Raw genomic sequence first — 19,664 nt, 5'->3', positions numbered from 1 at the left:
CCAAAGGATGGAGATTCTGTCAGTGCCGCTTCAGGCTCAGGTGCCGATGCGGCCGCCGTCGTTCTTGGTGATCACGATGGTGGCCGAGCGCGGGCGCTTGCCGGCGCCGTAGCCGGCGTTTGCCGGCCACTGGCTGGTGTACTTAGCCGGATCGGCGATGTTGGCGGAGGCGGTGTTCTCGCCCGGGTGCTGGATGTTCACGAACAGCGCCTTGCCGTCCGGAGTCTCGGCGATGCCGGTGATCTCGGAACCGACCGGGCCCACCAGGAAGCGCTTGAGGGTATCCTGGGTCGCGTTCAGGCCGACGTAGGTGTCCACGCTCAGGGTGCTGCCGTTGGCGCGCGGGTAGTTCAGGGTGACCTTCTTGCCGTCGCCCACGCGTCCCGGCACGCCGGCCAGCATCATGCAGTTGGTGACGTCGGTGTAGGCGCCGTCGTCGGTCTGGATCCAGCAGATGCCGGTGGAGGCGCTGAAGGCCAGGCCGTCCGGGCTCGAGAAATCCTGGTCGGCGGTCAGGCCCGACAGGTTGACGGTGCCCGCCGGAGCGCCGGACTCGGCGCCGAACAGGTAGACGTCCCAGGTGAAGCCGGTTGCGGTGGAGCCGGCGCTGCCTTCCTTGACGCGGATGATGTGGCCGTTCGGGTTGCCCTGCTGCGCGGTCGTGCCCTTCATGTCGGTGTAGACGCGCGGGTTGGCGGCGTCCGGCGCGGCCTGGCTCGAGCCGCTCGGCTCGACGCGGCGGTTGCTGTTGTTGGTCAGCGTGAAGTAGATCTCGCCGGTGCCGGGGTGCACCGAGCACCATTCCGGGCGGTCCATCTTGGTCGCGCCCACTGCGTCGCCGGCTAATCGAGCATTCACCAGCACGTCGGCCTGGTCGGCGAACTTGTAGCCGGCGTAGGAGGCGATCGCCGGGTTGCCGATCGAGAGTTCGATCCACTGGCCGCTGCCGTCGGCGGCAAATTTCGCCACGTACAGCTTGCCGCTGTCGAGGTACTTGTCGCCGGTGGCGATGCGGTCAAGCGGTGTCGCGTCGGCGGCGGCCCACACGGCATTCGAGACGAACTTGAAGATGTATTCGTTGCGCGAATCGTCGCCCATGTACACGGCCAGCGGCTGGCCGGCGACCGGCTTGCCGAACACGGCGCTTTCGTGGGCGAAGCGGCCCAGCGCGGTGCGCTTCTTGATCGATTTGGTCTTGTCGTAGGCATCCATCTCGACGATGTAACCCATGCCGTTCATCTCGTTGCGGTAGTCGTCGCTGCCGTCGAGCGACGCGCCCTTCCTGCTGATGTCCCAGCGCTGGTATTTGTCGTCGCTGCCGCCGGTTTCCCAGCCGTGGCGCGACGCCGCGCCCTGGCTGCGGCCATAGCGGTTGAGCGAAGCCACGCTCTTGTCGCCGCGCGCCGCGTCATCGCTAGCGCTGCGGGTGAAGTAGCCGGACCAGTTCTCTTCGCCCGACAGGTAGGTATTCCACGGGGTCTTGCCGGTGCCGCAGTTGTTCAGGGTGCCGCGAATCTTCGTCCCGTTGGTCGAGTACTTGGTGACCACCAGCGCGTTGCCGCGCACCGGGCCCGAGATCTCGACGTCGGTCTGCTGGTGCACGCGGCGGTTGAACGACGAATCCTTCTGGTAGGCCCACTTGCCGCCGCTCTGGCGCACTTCGACCACCGACAGGCCGTGCAGCGCCATTTCCTTGTCTACTTCCGCCGCCGGACGCGGCAGGGTCATGGTGCCGCCGTTCGCGTGCACGAAGAACGAGGACAGCTTTTCGTCGGTGGTGGCTTCGTGGTTCATCGCCAGCAGGCCGCGGTCGTTGACGCTGGTCGACGCGGTGCCGGTGCCGGACAGCGGGAAGAACTCCATGCCGTCGTGGTGGTCGCCGGCGCGGTTCTCGAAGTCGGCGTCGCTGCCGTCGTTCTTGTAGGCGGCGGTGTTCGCGGTCAGCGGATCGCCCAGCGCATACAGGACGCTGGCGGTGTAGCCGGCCGGCACGACGACCGTGTCGGCCAGGCTCTTGGACACGGCGCCGAAGCCGAGCAGTTTTTCCGTCGCCGGCGGCGGGGGGCTGCCCGTTGGCGGCGTGGGGGCGGTGGCGATGTCATTGTCCGAACCGCCGCAACCGCTCAGGCCGATGGCGCCCAGCAGGGCGGAGGCAGCCGTCGCGGCGCCGCCGCGCAGCAGGCTGCGGCGGCTCAGGCGGGCTTCGAGGACGGTGCTGAAGTGTTCGTTCGACGAAACGTTCGTATCGATGTCGTCATGGTCGACAGGGATGCGGGCGAGGTCGGTCGGCTTGTTCACGGGTAATCCTGTTGGTTGTTAGGAAAAGTCCGTGCATGGTAGGGAGCGAAGATGACTTCCTTGTGACCATTCGATAACAGTTGTGTGACAAATTTGCCGAATTTGGCGACGATGCCAGGAGCATGCAGATATACTGCCGGGTACCCAACAAGGACCCTACTATGCAGGACAGCCGCGCCGCCTTGCAGGCGCTCGACCCGGCCATCCTAGGCCACCAGCTCTTCGAAGCCAGTCCCGACTGCGTCAAGTTGCTCGATGGGAGCGGCCATATCGTCGCGATGAACAGCAACGGCCTGCGCGCCCTCGAACTCGACGGTATCGAAACGGTACGCGGCCAGCCCTGGTCCGACTTGTGGCCTGAGGCAAGCCGTGCCGAGGTCGAAGCCGCGATGGCGGCGGCGCGCAGCACCGGCGTCGGCCGCCTGCGCGCACCCTGCCCGACCGCTGGCGGCACCGTCAAATGGTGGGAGGTCACGGTCAGCCGGGTCGGCCACGACGGCCTGCTGGCGAACTCGCGCGACATCACCGGCCAAGTGCGCGCCGAGGCCGAGCGCGAAGGCCTGCTGGCCCAGCTGCGCGGCGCCAAGCAGCGCATGGAAGACGTGTTCCGCCAGGCGCCGGCCTTCATGTGCGTGTTCACCGGCCCCGATCACGTGTTCGAGCTGGAAAACGAACGCTACCTGCAGCTGGTCGGCGGCCGCTCCAACATCGGCATCCCCCTGCGCGAGGCGCTGCCGGAAATCGCCGGCCAGGGTTTCCTCGAACTGCTGGACGGGGTGTACCGCAGCGGCGAGCCGGTGTTCGGCAACGACGTGCCGGTGATGCTGCAGCGCCGCCCGGATACGCCGCTGGAGCGCCGCTTCGTCGACCAGGTCTACATGCCGCTGCGCGACCCCGCCGGCCGGGTGACGGGCATCCTGGTACACGGCATCGACGTCACCGACCGCAAGCTCGCCGAGATCGAGCTGTACGAAAGCCGCGAACGCTTCCAGAAGATCGTCAGCCAGGCCGCCACCGGCGTGGTGCAACTGGACCACGAGGGCCGCATCACCCTGGTCAACCAGAAGTACTGCGAGATGGTGCAGCGCCTTGAATCGGAACTGCTGGGCGCCAGCGTGCTCGACGTCACGGCACCCGATTCGGTGCCAGTGACACTGGACGCGGTGCAGCGCCTGGCGGCGGGGGAGGCCGGTGTCGTCGTCGAGAAGGAATACCTGCGCCGCGACGGCAGCGTGATGCCGGCCACCAGCAGCGTGAACGCGCTACGCGGCCCGAACGGCGAATTCCAGGGCCTGGTGGCAATCGTGGTCGACACCACCGAAAGCCGGCGCGCCGCCGAGAAGCTGCGCGCCAGCGAGGAGCGCTATCGCACCCTGTTCGAATCGGTCGACCAGGGCTTCTGCATCTTCGAGATGATCTTCGACGCGCAGGACCGGCCGGTCGACTACCGCTTCCTCGAGATGAATCCGATGTTCGAGGCCCATACCGGCCTGCACGACGCGGTGGGCAGGACGGCGCGCGAGATGATCCCGACCCTCGACGCGTTCTGGTTCGAGACCTACGGCCGGGTCGCGCAAACGGGCGAGCCGGTGCGCTTCGAGAACGAAGCCCCTGCGATGGGCCGCTGGTTCGACGTCTACGCCACCCGCCTCGGCGGACCGGCTAGCCGCCGGGTGGCCCTGCTGTTCAGCGACATCACGGCGCGCAAGCAGTCCGAGGAAACCCTGCGCAAGCTGGCCAGCGACCTGGAAGAGGCCGACCGGCGCAAGACCGAGTTCCTGGCCACCCTGGCGCACGAGCTGCGCAACCCGCTGGCGCCGATCCGCAGCGGCCTGTCGGTCATGCGCCTGAAGGGCGACAACGCCGCCTCGGTGGCGCGGGTGCGCGAGATGATGGAACGCCAGGTCAGCCACATGGTGCACCTGATCGACGACCTGCTCGACATCGCCCGCATCAGCGGCGGCAAGCTGGAACTCAAGAAGGAACGCGCCGACCTGCGCGGCGTGCTCGCGAGCGCCGTCGAGACCAGCCTGCCGCTGATCGAGACCGGCCGCCACGAGCTGTCAGTGGACGTGCCTGCGCATGCGGTGCCGGTCGAGGCCGACGTGACCCGCATCGCCCAGGTGGTGGCCAACCTGCTCAACAACGCCGCCAAGTACACCCCGAGCGGCGGGCGCATCGGCCTGTCCTTGCGCATCGAAGGACCCGAGGCGCTGATCGCGGTATCGGACAACGGCATCGGCATCCCCCGGGAGGAACTCAGCTCGGTGTTCGAGATGTTCAGCCAGGTCGGGCACCACCTGGAACGCGCCCAGGGCGGGCTGGGGATCGGCCTGTCGCTGGTGCGGCGGCTGGTGGACATGCACGGCGGGTCGGTGGCGGCAGCGAGCGGCGGGCCGCACGCCGGCAGTACCTTCACCGTGCGCCTGCCGCTGGCCGAAGGCGCCCAGGATACGCCGCAGCGGACCGCCCCGGAGACCGCGGACGGCGCCGCCGGCGGCACCCGGATCCTGGTGGTGGACGACAACGTCGACGCGGTAATGACGCTGTCGATGATCCTGGAAGCCTGCGGCTACGTGACGCAGGTGGCGCATGGCGGCATCGAGGCCCTGGCGGCCGCGCAGGCCTTCCGGCCGCAGGTGGCCTTCCTCGACATCGGCATGCCCGGCATGGACGGCTACGAGACCGCACGCGCGATGCGCAGGCTGGAAGGGCTGGAAGACGTCAGGCTGGTGGCGCTGACCGGCTGGGGCGCGGAAAGCGACCGCCGCAAGTCGAACGAGGCCGGCTTCGACCAACACCTGACCAAGCCGGTACAGCTGGACGTGGTGCAGGACCTGCTGGCCAGGCTCGCCGCCTGACGGTTCAAGCCTGGCGCTGGCCCAGGGCGATGCAGGCGGCGCCCGCCAGCGCCAGCCCAACGCCGAGATAGTCGCTCCACACCGGCCTGATGCCGTCCACGATCCACAACCAGGCCAGCGCGGTGGCGATGTAGACCGCGCCGTAGCTGGCGTAGACGCGCCCGCTGGCGGCCGGGTGCAGGGTCAGGAGCCAGACGAAGGCCGCCAGGCTGAGGGCCGCCGGAACCAGCAGCCAGGCGGAGCCCTTCCCGGTCAGCCACAGCAAGGGCAGGTAGCAGCCGAGCAGCTCGGCGATGGCGGTGACAAAAAACAGGCCGGCCATGCGGCTGAAGGGCAGGAGATCGAAGGGCATGGAGTGACGCGCTTGTGGAAAACGCCCATCTTATCCTCAGCTCAGTTCAGCACAGCGCCTGTGCCTCGAACCATTCGCGGCTGGCCGCATCCGCCGGGAAGAAGGATTCCAGGCGCAGCTCGTGCACCGTCACGTCGTGCGGCGTGCCCAGTGTGGTGATGGTGGTGAACAGGTTCAGCGTCACCTCGTCCTTGCGCAGCTGGACCGGCAGGAAGGGCAGGGCGCGGCGGTCCAGGTTGGGCTGGCTGGCCGCCCCGGCAATGCCGGGAAAGGCCATCAGCTCGTCCAGCAATGCACTCGCCTCGCTGCCCGGCCCATCGCCCATCGCCTCGCGCTGCACCCATTGCAGCAGGTCGGTGCAGACGTCTTCCCAGTTCAGCAAATGGCGCCGCAGGCCGTCCGGATCGAGCGTCAGCTTGAGCACGTTGACCGAGCCGTCGCGCGGGATCGGGGCATGGGCCGGCATGCCGAGGAAAAAACGCATCATGCGGGCGGCCGGCTCGTTCGCCATCACCAGGTTCCACAGGCGGTCGACCACCAGGGCCGGATAGGGCGCCTGCTGGGCCAGCATGAAGTCGAGCGCCTGCATCACGGCCGCCAGCTCCGGGTCCGACACGCTGCGCTCGCGGTAGGCCGGCGCGAAGCCCGCCGCCAGCAGCATCGCATTACGCTGGCGCAGCGGGATGTCGAGCACCAGGCCGAGCTTGAGGATCAGCTCGCGGCTGGGAGCCGCCCTGCCCGTCTCCAGGAAGCTCAGGTGGCGCTGCGAGATTCCGGTATCGACCGACAGTTTCAGCTGGCTGGTCCCGCGCTTGCCGCGCCAATAGCGCAGCGCGGCGGCGAAATCGCTGAAGTACTGGTTGTCCACTGCGCGCGCTGCGGTATCCATGGCTTGCCTCCCGATCCGGATTGCGGCCGATTGTGGCCCAGGCTTCACGCCTTGTCGAGGAAACCGGTGACGCTGGCCAGGCGGCAGTCGCCGGCCACCACGGCAATGTCGGTGCCATGTGCCACGCTGTCGCCATCCGGGGCGCGCAGGGTCCACGAAAAGCGCACCACGTTGTTGTGGCCGTCCGGCACACCGGCCAGCTCGAAACGGTGGCCGGGGAAGTGCAGCCGGGCGCCGGCGATCAGGGTTTCGATGCCTTCGTGGCCGCTGCCCTGCATCATCGGGTCGACGTAGCGGGCGTTGGCGGTGAACAGCTGGCGGACGTGTGCGCGGCGCGCGGCGCTGTCGGCTTCGTTCCAGGCGGCCAGGTACTGGCGGGCAATCGTGCTTGCGTTGTTCATGATCATCTCCTGTGGGTGCTGTCGTATCGACAGGCACCATTCTCCGCAGGCGAACGGGGGCTGGCGATTACCTGCCAGGTAATGGTGACCGGTGCCTGCGCCACCGATTCGCGATCCGGCGTATCCTCCCGAAGACGGCATTTATTTTGGCGGTGGATACCTTGAGCGAGCAGACACTTTCAGCAATCAAGCTCGGCGCGCAGCAGCTGGCGGACGTGGTCACCCTGCCCGCCCGGCAGCGCTATACGCGCTTCGTGCAGCAGGTGGCGGAGTCGGGCGAAGTATGGGGACTGTACCGCGACGGCTGGGCGCTGGCCAAGACCGACGACGGCACCCTGGTGTTCGCCATGTGGCCGGCCAGCGAATTCGCCGACCTGTGCGCGGAATACGAATGGGATGGCTACGAGGCGCAAGCCTTTCCGCTGGACGACTTGATGAGCGATTTGCTGCCCCAGCTGGAAGAGGATGGGGTATTGCCGGGCATTTTCTACACCCCGGGCGACCGCGGCCTGACGCCGACCGCGACTATGCTGCGGGTGGACCTGGAGCGCGAGCTGAGCCGGCGGTAGGGTGGGCGGGTTTCCCGCCCACGCGGTGATAGTTGGCATTAGAAAAACGAGCACGATGATCTTGCAGCCGCTTGACCGCGTGGGGTAATCCGGGCCAGTGGCCCGGATTACGAGCCGCCCACCCTACAAATTCAGTTCGTAGCGCACGTCGCGCCGGTCCTCGGTCTGCAATCCCTCGACCAGGTAGGCATCCCAGCCCAGCCGGCCTTCATCCCCTTCCAGCCGCACGTTGCGCACGTCGGCCGCCAGCAGCACCAGTTCCACCTCGTATTCGAGCGACAGCCCGGTAAACATCGCCAGCATGCTGCGCAGCGCCCGCGCGGCCAGCCCGCCCGGCAGGAAGTCGTTGAAGCCGGCCCGGTCCAGCGGCCCCACCACCAGGCGCAGGCGCAGGTCGCGCTGCCAGACGCGCGCGCCGGCGATGGCGCCTCCACCGAGCACCGCATTGTCGCTGCCCAGGATGGTTTGCTGCCCTGGCGGCACTTCGTACCAGCAGCCGACGAACTGCTCGGCATGGACGCGCTGCCAAAAATATTCCGACAACACCCGCCCCAGCTGCACGCTCGAGGCCGGGCGCTGGCGCATCGCACCGGCAAAGTAGGCGATCGACTCGTCCAGCACCGCCCCGTCCTCGCTGCCGGCCAGGCGCTGCCGCAGCGCGCCGCTGCCCAGTCCGGCCAGGCTCAGGAGCAGCGGCAGGAAGGCGTCATGGCCGTCGCGCTGGTATTGCAGCGCCAGGCGGTACTTGCGCCAGGCTTCGTAGAACAGGGCCAGCGTGCGGTTGGAAAAGGTGTCGAGGAAGGCGCGTGCGCCTTCGGCTTCCGATTCTCCCTTTTCCAGCGACTGGTGCTCGGCGATGCGCTCGGTGTAATGCAGCGGCAGCACGCCGTGGCCGCCCAGCAGGCCCATGAAGGATGGCGTCAGGCGCACGTACTTGAGCGCCCCCGCGTCCAGCGCGGCGGCCAGCGCCGCAGGCCTGGTATCGATGTCGCGCGGCTCGGCCTGCACCGCCTCGAGCTGGCTGGCCGGAAAACCGAGCGAGACCGAATTCTGGAAGCGCAGGTACTGCGCCACCAGGTCGCGCGAGGGCTTGCCGCGCCTGCGCAGCCACAGCTCGAGCATGCGCACCGCCTGGACGTACTCGAAGCGGTAGGGCTCGCGGAACAGGCGCTCGATTACAGCAGGCTCAAATCGCCGCTGCGGGGCTGGCATGTCAATATCTCTTCTCCGGTTTTGCTCGATGCGATCACCAGCTGGGTGAAGCTGTTGGCATGCACGTACAGCGCCAGGAAGCGCTCGACCACCTGGGCAAAGGCATGGATGCCGCTGCCGACAAAGGCCTCTTCGTCAATGCTGAGCCGGACTTCGACGCCTCGCACCAGGCAGGAAAAGGGATTCCCGGCAAGCCAGGCGGTGGTGGGACGCTGGGCGATCGCCTTGATGCCGCCGATCTGGCGCTGCGAGGAGGGCGAGCGGGGCAGGTCGTACAGGGCCAGCATCTCGCGGAAGGCATCGACGCCGCCGTCGGCCAGCGACAGGTGGTTCAGCGCCAGGTGCGAGATCAGGCGCCAGTGTGCGCCGCGTCCGCTGGCGAAGCGGTGGGAGCTTGTCGGCTTGCGCAGGAAGGCGATCGATCGCACGCTCGAGCCGCCTTCCAGGAACAGGTCGCCGCCCTGCTGGCCATAGCTCAGGCTGGCCGGCAGGTCGCGGTTGGTGCAGGTGAGTTCGATGTTCAAGGTGTCGGTTTCCACCTCGCCCGGGTCGAAGTCGATGTCGACGATCGACACCTGGGTTTCGAAGCCCGGGCTTCTGTCCGCCAGCGATGCGTCGCGCCGCACCGCATAGTAGTGGCCGGCGTCATCCGGCATCTGCGCGTGCTTCAGCGCATAGAAGGGACGGAACTGCACCAGGCTCTCGCCCTGCGGGGTCTGGCGGATCAGGCTCAGGGACTCGATCGCATAGACCTCGTAGGCAAAGGCGCGCCGTGCGTCGGCCAGCACCGGATAGCTGGCGCTGGTGTGCGTCACGCGGATCGGTTCGCCGCGCTGGCGGAACAGGTTGATCACCGGGGTGCAGCCCAGCAGCACGTTGTTGGTGGACAGGGTGCCGAGCATGCGCGCCAGGTTCGAATCGGAACGCACACTGGACAAGGCCAGGTGCAGGGTCAGGGTGCGCGCACCGGGAGGCGCATGCGCGGCCAGCGCCTGCAGATCGATGTCGACGAAGTTGAACTTCTCGGGGAAGCAGAAGTATTCGGTCAGCAGGCGGTAGGCAGCGTGCGAGCGCGCCGGGAAGTCGATCAGCGATTCCTCTTCGCCGAAGCCGGCGGGGTGCACCGGGATGGCGGGCAGCGCAGTCCAGCGGCCGCTGTTGTCGGCTTCGACATACGCTGCGACGCCGCGCATGAAGAGCGCATCGCGCAGGGCCGCGCAGAACGAGGGCTCGCCGTCGATGAAGACGCGCAGCATCGGCAGCGCGAGCTGGGCGATCGAACCCTGCTCGGAAGTAGAGGACACGGTGAGGCTGATGCTGGAAGACGCATTCCCCGGCAGGCGCACGGCGTCGGGGGCGTCGATGATGGACGAGAAGGCGGCGCGGGCAAGCGCCAGCGGCGCCACCGTGACCGGATAAACCGTGCGGAAGGTGCAGGCCGCGCCGCGCACCGGGCGCGTGTTCAGCTGGGTGCCGCGCGCGATGGTGCTGGTGCCGGCCTGCTTGGCGGCGCCGCCGAAGTCCATGCGCGCGATCGAGCACGAAGGGAAGGGGCGCAGGTAGTGCGGATACAGCACCTCGAACAGCGCTTCCGTGAACTCCGGGTAGTCGTCGTCGAGGCGCTTGGCGATGCGTGCGTTGAGCAGCGCAAAGGATTCGATCATGCGCTCGGTATGCGGGTCTTCGCACACCTCGCCGCTGATCAGGAGGCGCCCGGCGATCCGTGGATAGCGCTCGGCGAACTCGCGCAGGTCGCGGCGCAGGTAGCCGAGTTCGCTCTCGTAATAGGGCAGCATCTGGTCCATCTTCAAGCCCCCGGCGCCGCGGCGCGCGCTGCCTTGCCGGCCTTGCTGATGCTGTACTGCAGGGTCGATGGCGTCAGGACGGCGTCGAAGTTGACCGGCTCCTGCGACACGCTGGCCACCAGCACGGCGGTGATCGAAAAATTCAGGCGGTTCACCGACTCGCCGTGCAGGTCGAGATTCGCCCGTATGTTGCGCAGGCGCGGCTCGTGGCAGGCGATGGTCTTCTCGATGCTGGCGCAGATGGACGCGCGGTCGGTCGGGCTGGACAGGCAGCGATCGGCGAAGTCGTTCAAGCCGTAGGTGACCATCGAGCGGCTGCATTCGGGATAGGCCTTGAGCGCGCCGTCCGGGATGCTGGAACGTGTGTTGAGCAGGGACTCGAGGTCACGCGCCACCGTGTCCTTCAGCTCGTCGATCGTCAGCCTTTGCGCGGCAGGCTTGCCCGGCCCGCGGCTCGGCATGCCCAGCAGGCGGTCGAACAAGCCTGGCGTGTAACCCTTCATCGCACTCCCCTTTGTGCCGCCGTGTGGACGGCAAAAAACGAAATTCGATGTTGCCATGCCGGGCAGCGTCAACGTTTGATCAACTTCACATGGGCAACCCTTTCCAGTTGTTATGGTTTCTCGGGTAGGTTCCGCCAAATCAAACCAAACATTGAGGGAAGGCAGAGATGACTAGCAAAGTTCTCTGGGGCGAAGGCCTGTTATTGCGTCCACAGCACTTCCAGCGGCAAGACCACTATCACGAACAATGCCTCCACAAGAGCATCAAGGCCGTCCATCCCTATGCCTGGGGCGTGGAGGCCTTGCAGGTCGACCGCGAAGCCCTGGCCAACAGCATGCTGCGGCTGCTGGCCCTGGCGGTGCGCTTCCAGGACGGGGAACTGGTCGACGCCCCGGACGTCGACGCCCTGCCGGAGACGGTAGACCTGAGCCTGCTGCCGCCCTCGCAGCAGACCATCACCTATTACGTCGCCCTGCCCGGCATGAAGCCCTTCAGCGGCAATTTCACGCCACCCGGGCAGGCCAGCAACACGGCGCGCTTCGTGCAGGCGAACCAGGAAACGCCCGACCTGTACACCCAGGCCGCGCCGGTGCAGCTGGCCTACCTGAAGAAGGCGGTGCGGCTGGTGTCGGAGGCGGAGCCGCGCGACTCCTACATCCACTTCCCGCTGCTGCGGCTGCGGCGCGCCTCCACCGGCGGCTTCGAGATGGACGAGAGCTTCGTGCCGCCGACGCTGTCGACCGGCGCCGCGCCGGTGCTGTTCCAGCAGCTGCGCCGCCTGCTCGACGCGCTGCAGGCCAAGACCGCCGCCCTGTACGGGCACCAGCGCGAGCCGAGCCGCAACGTGGTGGAGTTCCGCTTGGGCGACATGTCCTCGTTCTGGCTGCTGCACACGGCCAGTTCCGCGTATGCGACGCTGACCCACCACTTCCACCATCCAGCCCTGCATCCGGAGCGCCTGTACGAGCAGCTGCTCGACCTGGCGGGTGGCCTGATGACCTTTTCCAAGAGCTGGACCCTGGGAGATTTGCCGCCCTACCAGCACAACGATCCGGGACCGTCCTTCACCAAGCTGCATGCGATCATCCGCGAGCTGCTCGACACGGTGATCTCTTCCAAATACTTCGCCATCGCCCTCAGCGAGGTGCGGCCGTCCTACCACATCGGCGCGCTCGACTCGGGCAAGATCGACGAGCGGACCACCTTCTACATCGCGGTATCGGCCGCCATTCCCGCGGTGGAGCTGGTCGACGTGGTGCCGCTGCGCTTCAAGGTCGGCGCGCCGGACGACGTCGAGAAGTTCGTGCTGTCGGCGCTGCCGGGCGTGCGGCTGCAGTACGCGCCGCAACTGCCGGCGGCGGTGCCGGTGCGTCCCGAGACCTGCTACTTCGTGCTGGAGGCGAAAGGGCCGATGTACGAGCGCATGCTCAAGGCCCAATCGATCTCGATCTACGTCCCGGCCGGCCTGAAGGAACTGCGGCTCGAGCTGCTGGCCGTCGCCGCATGAACGCAGCGCTTGATTTTCCCGCCCTGGGCATTTTCGGCACGGGGCTGAGCCAGCACGCACGGCTCATCACCCTGGCAAGCAGCCAGGAGAGCGGCCTGCCCGAATCCCTAGTGGCGGAAGCGTTCAGCGGGGTCGAGGCGGTCAATGCACTGTTCGCGTTCGACGTGGACGCGCTCAGCACCTCGACGGACCTCGACCTGGGACTGTTCATCGGCGAAGAGCTGAGCATCGGACTGCTGCAGCCGGACGGTTCGCGGCGCATCTGGCACGGACTGTGTACGTCGGCCTCCTGGCTGGGAGCGGATGGCGGCGTGGCGCGCTACCGCCTGCGGCTGGAGCCGGCGCTATCGATGCTGGCGCTGCGGCGCGACAGCTACATCTTCCAGGACAAGAACGTCCGCGACATCGTCTGTGAATTACTCGCGGATTATCCACAGCTGCGTTTTGATGTCGACATCACGCAGGAACTGCTGCCGCGCACGGTCTGCACCCAATATCGGGAGAGCGACCTGGATTTCTTCACGCGGCTGCTGGCCTCGGAAGGCCTGAGCTGGCGCTTCGAGCATGAGCAGGCGGAGGATGCGGAAGATGGCGCGCACGGTCAGGGGAAGCACCGGCTGATCATGTTCGACAGCAGGGCGATTGCGCCCGCCACGCCGGGCGGTGAGGTCCTGCGCTTTCATGGCGTGCGCGCTACCGAGCAGGATGATGCCATCGACGGCTTCTGGGCGCGCCGCAGCGTGCAGGCCAACAGCGTCGCGATCAGCAGCTGGGATCCGGCGCAGCTGCTGGCGCCCGCGTACGAACACGTTTCGCATCTCGATGCGGGGGACCTGCCGCCGCTGCACCTCTACGACGGCAGCGGGGAACGCATCGCCACCGAACGCGGCGCCGCCGATACGCACAGCGAATTGATGCTGCAGGCGCTGGAACTCCATAACAAGGTGTTCGACGGGAGCGGGGCGGTGCGCAGGCTGGCGGCGGGGCATGCTTTTTACCTGAGCCAGCATGAGCGCTATCCCGACGGCGAGAACGCCTTCAAAGTGCTGTCGGTGCGGCACGAGGCGCGCAACAACTTCCGGACCGGGGTGGCGGGCCCCGTCTCGTCCGGTATCGAACATGGGACCTACCGCAATACGTTTTCCTGCGTGCGCGAAGTGGTGCCGCTCGTGCCGCGCCTGACGCTTGCGCCGCACCGGACCACGGCGCCGGGGCCGCAGTGTGCCCTGGTCGTTGGGCTGGCGGATGCGGTATCGACCACCAACCGCGATCACCAGGTGCGGATCCAGTTCGCCTGGCAGCGGGGCGCGCGCCCGAACCCGGGCGGGATGGCGCACAACACCGACGACAAGGGCTGCGCGCCGGGGAACGAGACCTCCGGCACCTGGGTGCGCGTGGCCGAGGCGCTGGCCGGGCCGAACTGGGGCACGGTGTTCACGCCGCGTATCGGGACCGAGGTGCTGGTCGACTTCATCGAAGGCGATATCGACCGCCCGGTGATCGTGGCGCAGCTTTATAACGGGTCGGACCTGCCGCCGTTCTCGGCCGGCGTCGACTCAAACGCCAACCATGCAGGCGTGCTGTCGGGGATCCATACCCGCAACTTCGACGGCAGCGGCTACAACCAGTGGCAGATCGACGACACGACCGGGCAGCTGCGCATGCGGCTGGCGACCAGTGTCGGGCTTAGTCAACTCAATCTCGGCTACCTGATCCATCAGGAGCCTGGGACCTCACAGCGTGGTGGGTATCGCGGCAGCGGGTTTGAACTGCGCACCGATGCGTGGGCGGTGATTCGGGGTGGAGAAGGTGTGTTGTTATCCACACGCGCCCGGCCTGCATTGGGCCCCAGCGTGACCTCGACGCAGATGGATGTGGCGGAGGCGGTGGCGCAGTTCAAGCGTGCGCAGGAGCTGTCGACCAAGCTGGCAGAAGCAGCGGCGCAGCAGCAGGCCTTGTTCAGCAAGGATGCCTTGAAGGCGCACGAGGCCTTCATCGAGCAGATCGATCCGGCAGCGAAGGGCAAGTACGAAGGGCCGGTGAATGGGCAGCCGGCGCTCAAGGCCAAGCCGGGGTCGCGCGAGCTCGATGCGTCGCAGCCTGTGGAGAAGTTCGGCTCTCCGATCGTGCTGATGGATTCTGCGGCCAGCATCAACTGGGCGACGCCGGCGTCGACGGTGCTGTACGCGGGGAAGCATCTGCACTGGACCACGCAGTCGGATTTGCACATGACGGCGGGGCATACGTTTTCGTCGGTGTCGGGTGGGGCGACCAGTTTGTTTACGCATTCGGGCGGGATCCAGGCGATTGCGGCGAATGGGCCGGTGTCCTTGCAGGCGCATACGGATGCATTGGAGATCCTGGCAGACAAGGAGATCACAGTGATCTCGGTGAATGACTGCATCGAGATCAAGGCCAAGGAAAAGATCGTGCTGCAGGCGGGGGAGTCGTCGATCACGCTGGAGGGTGGGGATATTACGTTTGCGTGTCCGGGGACGTTTTCGGTGAAGGGGGGACAGCACGTGTTTGATAAGGGCGGTCGCCAGACTGCCAATCTCCAGAACCTGCCGAGTGAGCTGGGCAAAGAAGAGCCTAATTGGATTTCACTCAACTACCTGGATGCTGAGGTTGGGGAAGGCATCCCTGACGTGGAGTACGAAATCCATTTCGATAAGGGGCCCGTGCTGACGGGGACACTGGACGCGAACGGGAAAGCACGTCATGAGAACGTCGACAACAAGCCAGTGAAAAAGGTGGTGTACAAACCGCGCAAGCCGAAGGACGAAAAACCACATGACCCCTTGCAAAAGTTACTTGGTTGATCGCGACATCTGCCCACTGTCTTCGTCGGAGTAATCCATGCCTAACATTAATACGACACAGATGCGTGATGCCCTCGCCTGGACCACGAACGAGCAGCGCCCCGAGGAAGAGGTAAGTTCCAATCCATGGGAATGGTTCTGGCAGGCGGTTCAGGGGGACTTCAATGAGAACCGCTCTACCGGGCAGATCGTCGCCGACGCGGCGATATCGATGATTCCTTTGGTCGACCAGATCTGCGATGTACGGGACTTGATTGCCAATTGCAAGAAGCTCAAGGAAGACACGTCCGACACATGGTCTTGGGTAGCGCTTGCTTTGACGCTGATCGGCTTGGTTCCTTTCCTCGGTTCTTTTGTGAAAGGTGTTTTAAAGATCTTCTTTGCCTTTATTCGACGCGCCGGCGGAAACGCCATTATAAGCGCCGTGGACAAGGCTATTACATGGGTTGTAGCGCTGCTCCGTCGAAGAGTTTTTCAAAAATATCTGCGAGAACACAAAATCGATGATGTTTTCTCTTGGTTGGCTAACGAAATCAAGAAAGTCAAATCGAAGACTGGTGCTACAGAACTTATCAAAGCATTCGATTCCGCGATCGCAACATTGCGACAACTTACGGCCAAGGTCGCTCATATTCCAGTGGTCGGTCCTAAGGCCACTCAAGCATTAGAGCAAGTGATGTGGGTACGCTCTCGTGCGACCGAAGGAATAGCAAAGGTCAATCTTACTATTGACGCCATATTTGATGCAGTCATTCTGCGCTTGTTGGACGAAACGGCACTAAGCAAGAAAGCGATTGTCAATCTTAACAATGTGCATTATCGCGGTGCGTTACCTGAAGCGACTGCAGTTACGTTGATGCGAAAGCCGCGTCCGTGTCCAAAATGGCTTAGCGAAGGTAACCCCCGTTGGGCTGAGGCAATACCTGATGATTATTTTGACAAAGTAGCGAAAAAAGTTAAAGAAGGATGGCCAAAATTAACTGAACAAAATATCCGATCTTTTCATAAATTAGTTGCTGATGAAATAAAAGGACCGGCACGTCTTATTCGTATTCTTTCGCCTAACAGTCGAGCGATGAGCGATTGCTGGATTAGCGAAAAGGTTTTTAATGAAATTCAAAATTCTCCCGATCCACGTGCTGCTTGGCGAAAGTATCTAGCCGTCTGGCCTGACTGGAACGTGAACGGTCAATTTGTCATTTACGATGTAAAACCCGGCGAAACACTGAAGGTATGGCGAGGTCCAGCATCTAGTCAGAAGAAGGACGCATTACCGGACAGGCATTTGGAAGGTGGTGGAGAACAAATAGTATTCAACGTCGAAAGAAGCGATCGACGCAACGACATAATGAGGTATTACAAGAAAAATGATAAAAACACTTTACAGGAGTCAATTACTCAGGATGCATTTTACAAATTGCCAAAATCAGAACAAGAAGAATACTTGGCGATTCGACAAAAGATTACTCATCCAAACATAAGTGGCCCTTTCGAAACTGGATGGGGTTATACAGATTCTGATGGCACTGGATTTTCGGAAAAAATTGGTTTGCCTGCCTTACCCGGGCAAGTGACCGCTTTTAAGCCATAGTCTTTAATTTGAACTTGGAAGAAAAAATGATTTCAGAACAACCTTTGACGCCGTGGCAAAAGAAGCAAGCTACACTGCTCTATTTTTTTGCTTCTGATGAATACCTAAAAGGACTTCATGAGCGCGTTCGTGAGCTTCAGAAATTTGTCGACCAGCTATTAGACAAAAGCCAGGAAGAAGGCCGGGATCGTTTTCTGAAAGATTCCCAATGGGGCAACCGTGACACAAGCGAAAATTGGTCTAATCATGGATGGTCGTTTCTAGCGGATTTTGGAATATCAGTGGCAAGACACTTAGCAGATCATGCATCTGAAATTTATCATGTAACCGGGGCTTATCAATGTGGCCGGGGAATGGCAGAATTCTCCATGCAGTGGGCTTTACCAGCTGAGGAAGAAAAGTTTGATGCAATGTTTGCCTCAATTACTAGATATGCTGGCTACATTGACCAAACAATGGAAAAAGGACAGATCGATGGCAGATGGCGTGATTTTGGTCTTACTTTAGCATGGCAAAAACACGCATCAAGATTTTCGCAACTGCCCAAGTTTAGAATCCGCGAAGATATTAGTTGTGAAACTGGAGATATTCCTCCAAAAACCGGAGTATATGTATCCTCTGAGTTTCCTAATGGCGCTATGCAATTTGCATGGAACGGTAATGAATACGGAAAGCTTCTAGAGTGTTCCATCTTTAACGATCTAGGTCAACGCGCCCTTGCCAACGTCGGCAGATCTAAACTATGGCTAGATGGTCAAGCAATGCTTGAATTCGTCAGGAAAAACGCGAACGACCCGCAATTAAAAGAAGATCCGTTTTACTCCGAAGACTTTACTCCAGACCTTGCTCCAAGTCTCGTTGCGCGTAATGCATTCACATCCGCGCCTTCAAAGTGGTTTTACGTTGAACGTCTGGAAGGCGAATTTGAAGAAATCGATACTGAGGTTGATCAGATAGAACGTAAACAGCAACGCGTTGAAGCAGGAGAGCATTGCGAGATGAGCGGCTTTTATTTCAGCCCAGCGTCTCCAGGTTCACGCCGCTTTTTCGGCAAGGGCGACGTCTTCCCTAAACTGGATTCTAGCTACGGAAATACGATATGGCAGTTGGATGAAAAACAGGATTAGACGCCGTTGTTCAATGGGTTAAGACTTTTCAAGGAGACATCATGGCAGGTCCACTGATCAAGCTTGGTGACAAAACGTCGCATGGAGGAGTAGTGGTCGAAGCATCCACGCATAGCGATACCGGTGGCGTCGGTATCGCTCGGATGGGCGACAAGACTAGCTGCCCCAAGCACGGATCCAGCCCAATCATCAGCGGCGACTCGACCCTGATCATCGACGGCAAACCCGCAGCCCGTCACGGCGACAAAACCGCCTGCGGCGCCACGCTGATAGCCGGCCAGCAGGCAACGATAGACAACATCTGAGCGACTGACATGACAACAACTACAACAACACCGGCACGTTTGCCTGCCGAGTGGTTCAAACTAGGCGCCATCGTTATCACCACCTTCATCGTCTGCTGGGCAATCGCGCTGTGGTATTGGCACCAGACGGATCAGAATCCTGGAACCGGCGAACTGACACTGGCCCTGCTCGTTTTCCCCTTGGGCGTCCTGCTCGCTTTATGGGGTAGCCAGAAAGCGATCATGGCCCGTGCCGTATCCATCCCTGCCAGCACCGCCAAGCCGGCTTCTGCCACATCGCGAGCCGATGCGGTACCTGGCACGCCTGTGCTGGCAATCGTCGCCACTGCACTGCGCTCCCCACACGGCGCCTCTGCCGAAGAACTCGCCTGCGCCATCGCCGACAACGAAGCGCGCGCCGACCTGGACAAGGAACTGGTCGACGACAACGGTTTCCCCGTCATGACCGCACGCAGCGACGATGCGCACGACGAAGCGCTGCAGGACGACATTGCCGACTGGCTGTCCAGCCAGGGCCTGCAGGTCCACTTCTCCGAAGAACAATGGCGTGCCATCACTTTGGCCAGCGGCGTAGCAGCCGAACTCGCCAGCATCGCCGCCGGCAACCTGCTGCCTTACGAAGAAAGCCCGCCAACGCTCCAGCTCAGGCTGATGCTCCCCGGTGACTGGCCTGCTGACATCCGACGTGCGGCGACGACGTGGCTCAAGCATACGGTGAGCCAATACGGCTGGCCGGAAGCCAGCATCGTCATCCCGGACGTCCCTGAACAGGAGCACGTCTCACCGGCGACCATCATCACGCAGCTCATGTCGGGCACCTCATCGAGCAAGGCCCCAACGCTAGCCCTCGTCATCGCCTGCGCTTCGCTGATCGGACAGGAAAGCATCGACCGCCTGGCTGCGCAGTCGTCCCTGTTCACCTCCTCGCAAGCCCGTGGCCAGATTCCGGGCGAAGGTGCTGCTGGCTTGCTGTTGACGGACCTGGAACTGGCCCATGCCTGCGGCGCCGAGTTCACATTGCTCGACCCGGTCACCGAGCGCCGTCGCGACACCTCGGCCGACGACACCAAACGCGTCGATGCAAGCCTGCTGCTGGAGCTGGTCGAGCAGGCAAGCAAGGCGGCGGCTGTGGATATCTCCCAGATCACTATGGTCGTCGCCGACACCGCGCACCGTCCCAACCGCGTGCTCGAGCTGATGGGCCTGAGCGCGCCGGCGATCCCGCAGGTCGATGCCGCGGACGACATCATTCGCGTCGGTCTGGGCAGTGGAAGCTGCGGGGCCGTGCCCTTCGTGACGGTACTGGCACTGGCACGGCATTATGCGCTGGAGCGCGGCGCGCCGATCCTTTGCATCGGCAACGAGGATCCTTACCTGCGCAGTGCCGCCCTGGTGCGTCCCCCGGCATAAGCCGCCGGGGT

15 protein-coding genes are annotated in these 19,664 nt (G+C 63.6%); 8 read left to right on the top strand and 7 right to left on the bottom strand.

Annotated features, from left to right (window positions below; all coding sequences use genetic code 11):
• Positions 1-36: 36 nt before the first annotated feature.
• On the bottom strand, positions 37-2,298 hold the full coding sequence (locus tag FG94_RS23870) for a PhoX family phosphatase (RefSeq protein ID WP_036216875.1): 2,262 nt from the start codon (positions 2,296-2,298) through the stop codon (positions 37-39).
• 161 nt (positions 2,299-2,459) lie between these two features.
• Between FG94_RS23870 and FG94_RS23865 the strand changes: the two genes are divergently transcribed.
• Positions 2,460-5,159 carry a PAS domain-containing protein gene (locus FG94_RS23865; RefSeq protein ID WP_161783992.1) on the top strand — a complete coding sequence of 900 codons (2,700 nt, stop codon included), beginning with the start codon at positions 2,460-2,462 and terminating at the stop codon, positions 5,157-5,159.
• Positions 5,160-5,163: 4 nt separating this feature from the next.
• Here the strand turns inward: FG94_RS23865 and FG94_RS23860 are convergent, their stop codons facing one another.
• The 3 genes from FG94_RS23860 to FG94_RS23850 are packed head-to-tail and all read right to left on the bottom strand — an operon-like array spanning position 5,164 to position 6,801.
• Positions 5,164-5,511, bottom strand: a complete 348-nt coding sequence (locus FG94_RS23860) for a YnfA family protein (protein WP_081926160.1) — start codon at positions 5,509-5,511, stop codon at positions 5,164-5,166.
• A gap of 46 nt (positions 5,512-5,557) precedes the next feature.
• Positions 5,558-6,400, bottom strand: coding sequence for a helix-turn-helix domain-containing protein (locus FG94_RS23855; RefSeq protein WP_036216873.1), 843 nt, complete (start codon positions 6,398-6,400; stop codon positions 5,558-5,560).
• Positions 6,401-6,444: 44 nt separating this feature from the next.
• Entirely contained in the window at positions 6,445-6,801 is a 357-nt protein-coding gene (locus tag FG94_RS23850; protein WP_036216980.1) for a nuclear transport factor 2 family protein, read from the bottom strand.
• A gap of 161 nt (positions 6,802-6,962) precedes the next feature.
• Between FG94_RS23850 and FG94_RS23845 the strand changes: the two genes are divergently transcribed.
• A complete protein-coding gene (locus FG94_RS23845; RefSeq protein WP_200880023.1) occupies positions 6,963-7,370 on the top strand; it encodes a DUF2750 domain-containing protein in 408 nt (135 codons plus the stop codon).
• A 123-nt stretch (positions 7,371-7,493) separates the two neighbouring features.
• Here FG94_RS23845 and tssG read toward each other — a convergent pair whose 3' ends face one another.
• Genes tssG through tssE form a run of 3 tightly spaced genes read right to left on the bottom strand, consistent with a single transcriptional unit; the run spans position 7,494 to position 10,890 of the window.
• Positions 7,494-8,582, bottom strand: coding sequence for a type VI secretion system baseplate subunit TssG (gene tssG, locus FG94_RS23840; RefSeq protein ID WP_036216871.1), 1,089 nt, complete (start codon positions 8,580-8,582; stop codon positions 7,494-7,496).
• Entirely contained in the window at positions 8,546-10,387 is a 1,842-nt protein-coding gene (gene tssF / locus FG94_RS23835; protein ID WP_036216869.1) for a type VI secretion system baseplate subunit TssF, read from the bottom strand. Before tssF ends, tssG begins: the two co-directional genes overlap by 37 nt.
• A 2-nt stretch (positions 10,388-10,389) precedes the next feature.
• Entirely contained in the window at positions 10,390-10,890 is a 501-nt protein-coding gene (gene tssE, locus FG94_RS23830; RefSeq protein ID WP_036216867.1) for a type VI secretion system baseplate subunit TssE, read from the bottom strand.
• Positions 10,891-11,057: 167 nt separating this feature from the next.
• Here tssE and tssK point away from each other — a divergent pair, with 167 nt between their 5' ends.
• From tssK to FG94_RS23810, 6 genes are read left to right on the top strand one after another with little or no spacing between them, the layout of a single operon-like run.
• Entirely contained in the window at positions 11,058-12,398 is a 1,341-nt protein-coding gene (gene tssK / locus FG94_RS23825) for a type VI secretion system baseplate subunit TssK (protein WP_036216865.1), read from the top strand.
• Positions 12,395-15,220, top strand: a complete 2,826-nt coding sequence (locus tag FG94_RS23820) for a type VI secretion system Vgr family protein (protein ID WP_036216863.1) — start codon at positions 12,395-12,397, stop codon at positions 15,218-15,220. The genes tssK and FG94_RS23820 overlap by 4 nt, the downstream gene beginning before the upstream one ends.
• A 37-nt stretch (positions 15,221-15,257) precedes the next feature.
• A complete protein-coding gene (locus FG94_RS26860) occupies positions 15,258-16,811 on the top strand; it encodes a hypothetical protein (protein ID WP_081926159.1) in 1,554 nt (517 codons plus the stop codon).
• 26 nt (positions 16,812-16,837) lie between these two features.
• Positions 16,838-17,938: a hypothetical protein gene (locus tag FG94_RS27480; RefSeq protein ID WP_152571094.1), complete on the top strand. Its 1,101-nt coding sequence runs from the start codon at positions 16,838-16,840 to the stop codon at positions 17,936-17,938.
• A 41-nt stretch (positions 17,939-17,979) separates the two neighbouring features.
• A complete protein-coding gene (locus FG94_RS23815) occupies positions 17,980-18,243 on the top strand; it encodes a PAAR domain-containing protein (RefSeq protein ID WP_036216862.1) in 264 nt (87 codons plus the stop codon).
• Between the two features lie 9 nt (positions 18,244-18,252).
• On the top strand, positions 18,253-19,653 hold the full coding sequence (locus tag FG94_RS23810) for a hypothetical protein (RefSeq protein ID WP_152571093.1): 1,401 nt from the start codon (positions 18,253-18,255) through the stop codon (positions 19,651-19,653).
• The last annotated feature ends 11 nt before the right edge of the window (positions 19,654-19,664 follow it).

Origin of the sequence: Massilia sp. LC238 (assembly GCF_000735635.1) — a bacterium.
In the GTDB taxonomy this organism is placed as follows: domain Bacteria; phylum Pseudomonadota; class Gammaproteobacteria; order Burkholderiales; family Burkholderiaceae_D; genus Telluria; species Telluria varians.
Note: the sequence above shows the minus strand (reverse complement) of the source record. Positions and strands in the feature narration are given on the sequence as shown.

What these genes read in the sequence shown, in the direction of transcription:
- FG94_RS23865 (WP_161783992.1), top strand. Translation starts at nt 2,460, where the DNA reads ATGCAGGACAGCCGCGCCGCCTTGCAGGCGCTCGACCCGGCCATCCTA.
- FG94_RS23860 (WP_081926160.1), bottom strand. Translation starts at nt 5,511, where the DNA reads ATGCCCTTCGATCTCCTGCCCTTCAGCCGCATGGCCGGCCTGTTTTTT.
- FG94_RS23855 (WP_036216873.1), bottom strand. Translation starts at nt 6,400, where the DNA reads ATGGATACCGCAGCGCGCGCAGTGGACAACCAGTACTTCAGCGATTTC.
- FG94_RS23850 (WP_036216980.1), bottom strand. Translation starts at nt 6,801, where the DNA reads ATGAACAACGCAAGCACGATTGCCCGCCAGTACCTGGCCGCCTGGAAC.
- tssG (WP_036216871.1), bottom strand. Translation starts at nt 8,582, where the DNA reads ATGCCAGCCCCGCAGCGGCGATTTGAGCCTGCTGTAATCGAGCGCCTG.
- tssF (WP_036216869.1), bottom strand. Translation starts at nt 10,387, where the DNA reads ATGGACCAGATGCTGCCCTATTACGAGAGCGAACTCGGCTACCTGCGC.
- tssE (WP_036216867.1), bottom strand. Translation starts at nt 10,890, where the DNA reads ATGAAGGGTTACACGCCAGGCTTGTTCGACCGCCTGCTGGGCATGCCG.
- tssK (WP_036216865.1), top strand. Translation starts at nt 11,058, where the DNA reads ATGACTAGCAAAGTTCTCTGGGGCGAAGGCCTGTTATTGCGTCCACAG.
- FG94_RS23820 (WP_036216863.1), top strand. Translation starts at nt 12,395, where the DNA reads ATGAACGCAGCGCTTGATTTTCCCGCCCTGGGCATTTTCGGCACGGGG.
- FG94_RS26860 (WP_081926159.1), top strand. Translation starts at nt 15,258, where the DNA reads ATGCCTAACATTAATACGACACAGATGCGTGATGCCCTCGCCTGGACC.
- FG94_RS27480 (WP_152571094.1), top strand. Translation starts at nt 16,838, where the DNA reads ATGATTTCAGAACAACCTTTGACGCCGTGGCAAAAGAAGCAAGCTACA.
- FG94_RS23815 (WP_036216862.1), top strand. Translation starts at nt 17,980, where the DNA reads ATGGCAGGTCCACTGATCAAGCTTGGTGACAAAACGTCGCATGGAGGA.
- FG94_RS23810 (WP_152571093.1), top strand. Translation starts at nt 18,253, where the DNA reads ATGACAACAACTACAACAACACCGGCACGTTTGCCTGCCGAGTGGTTC.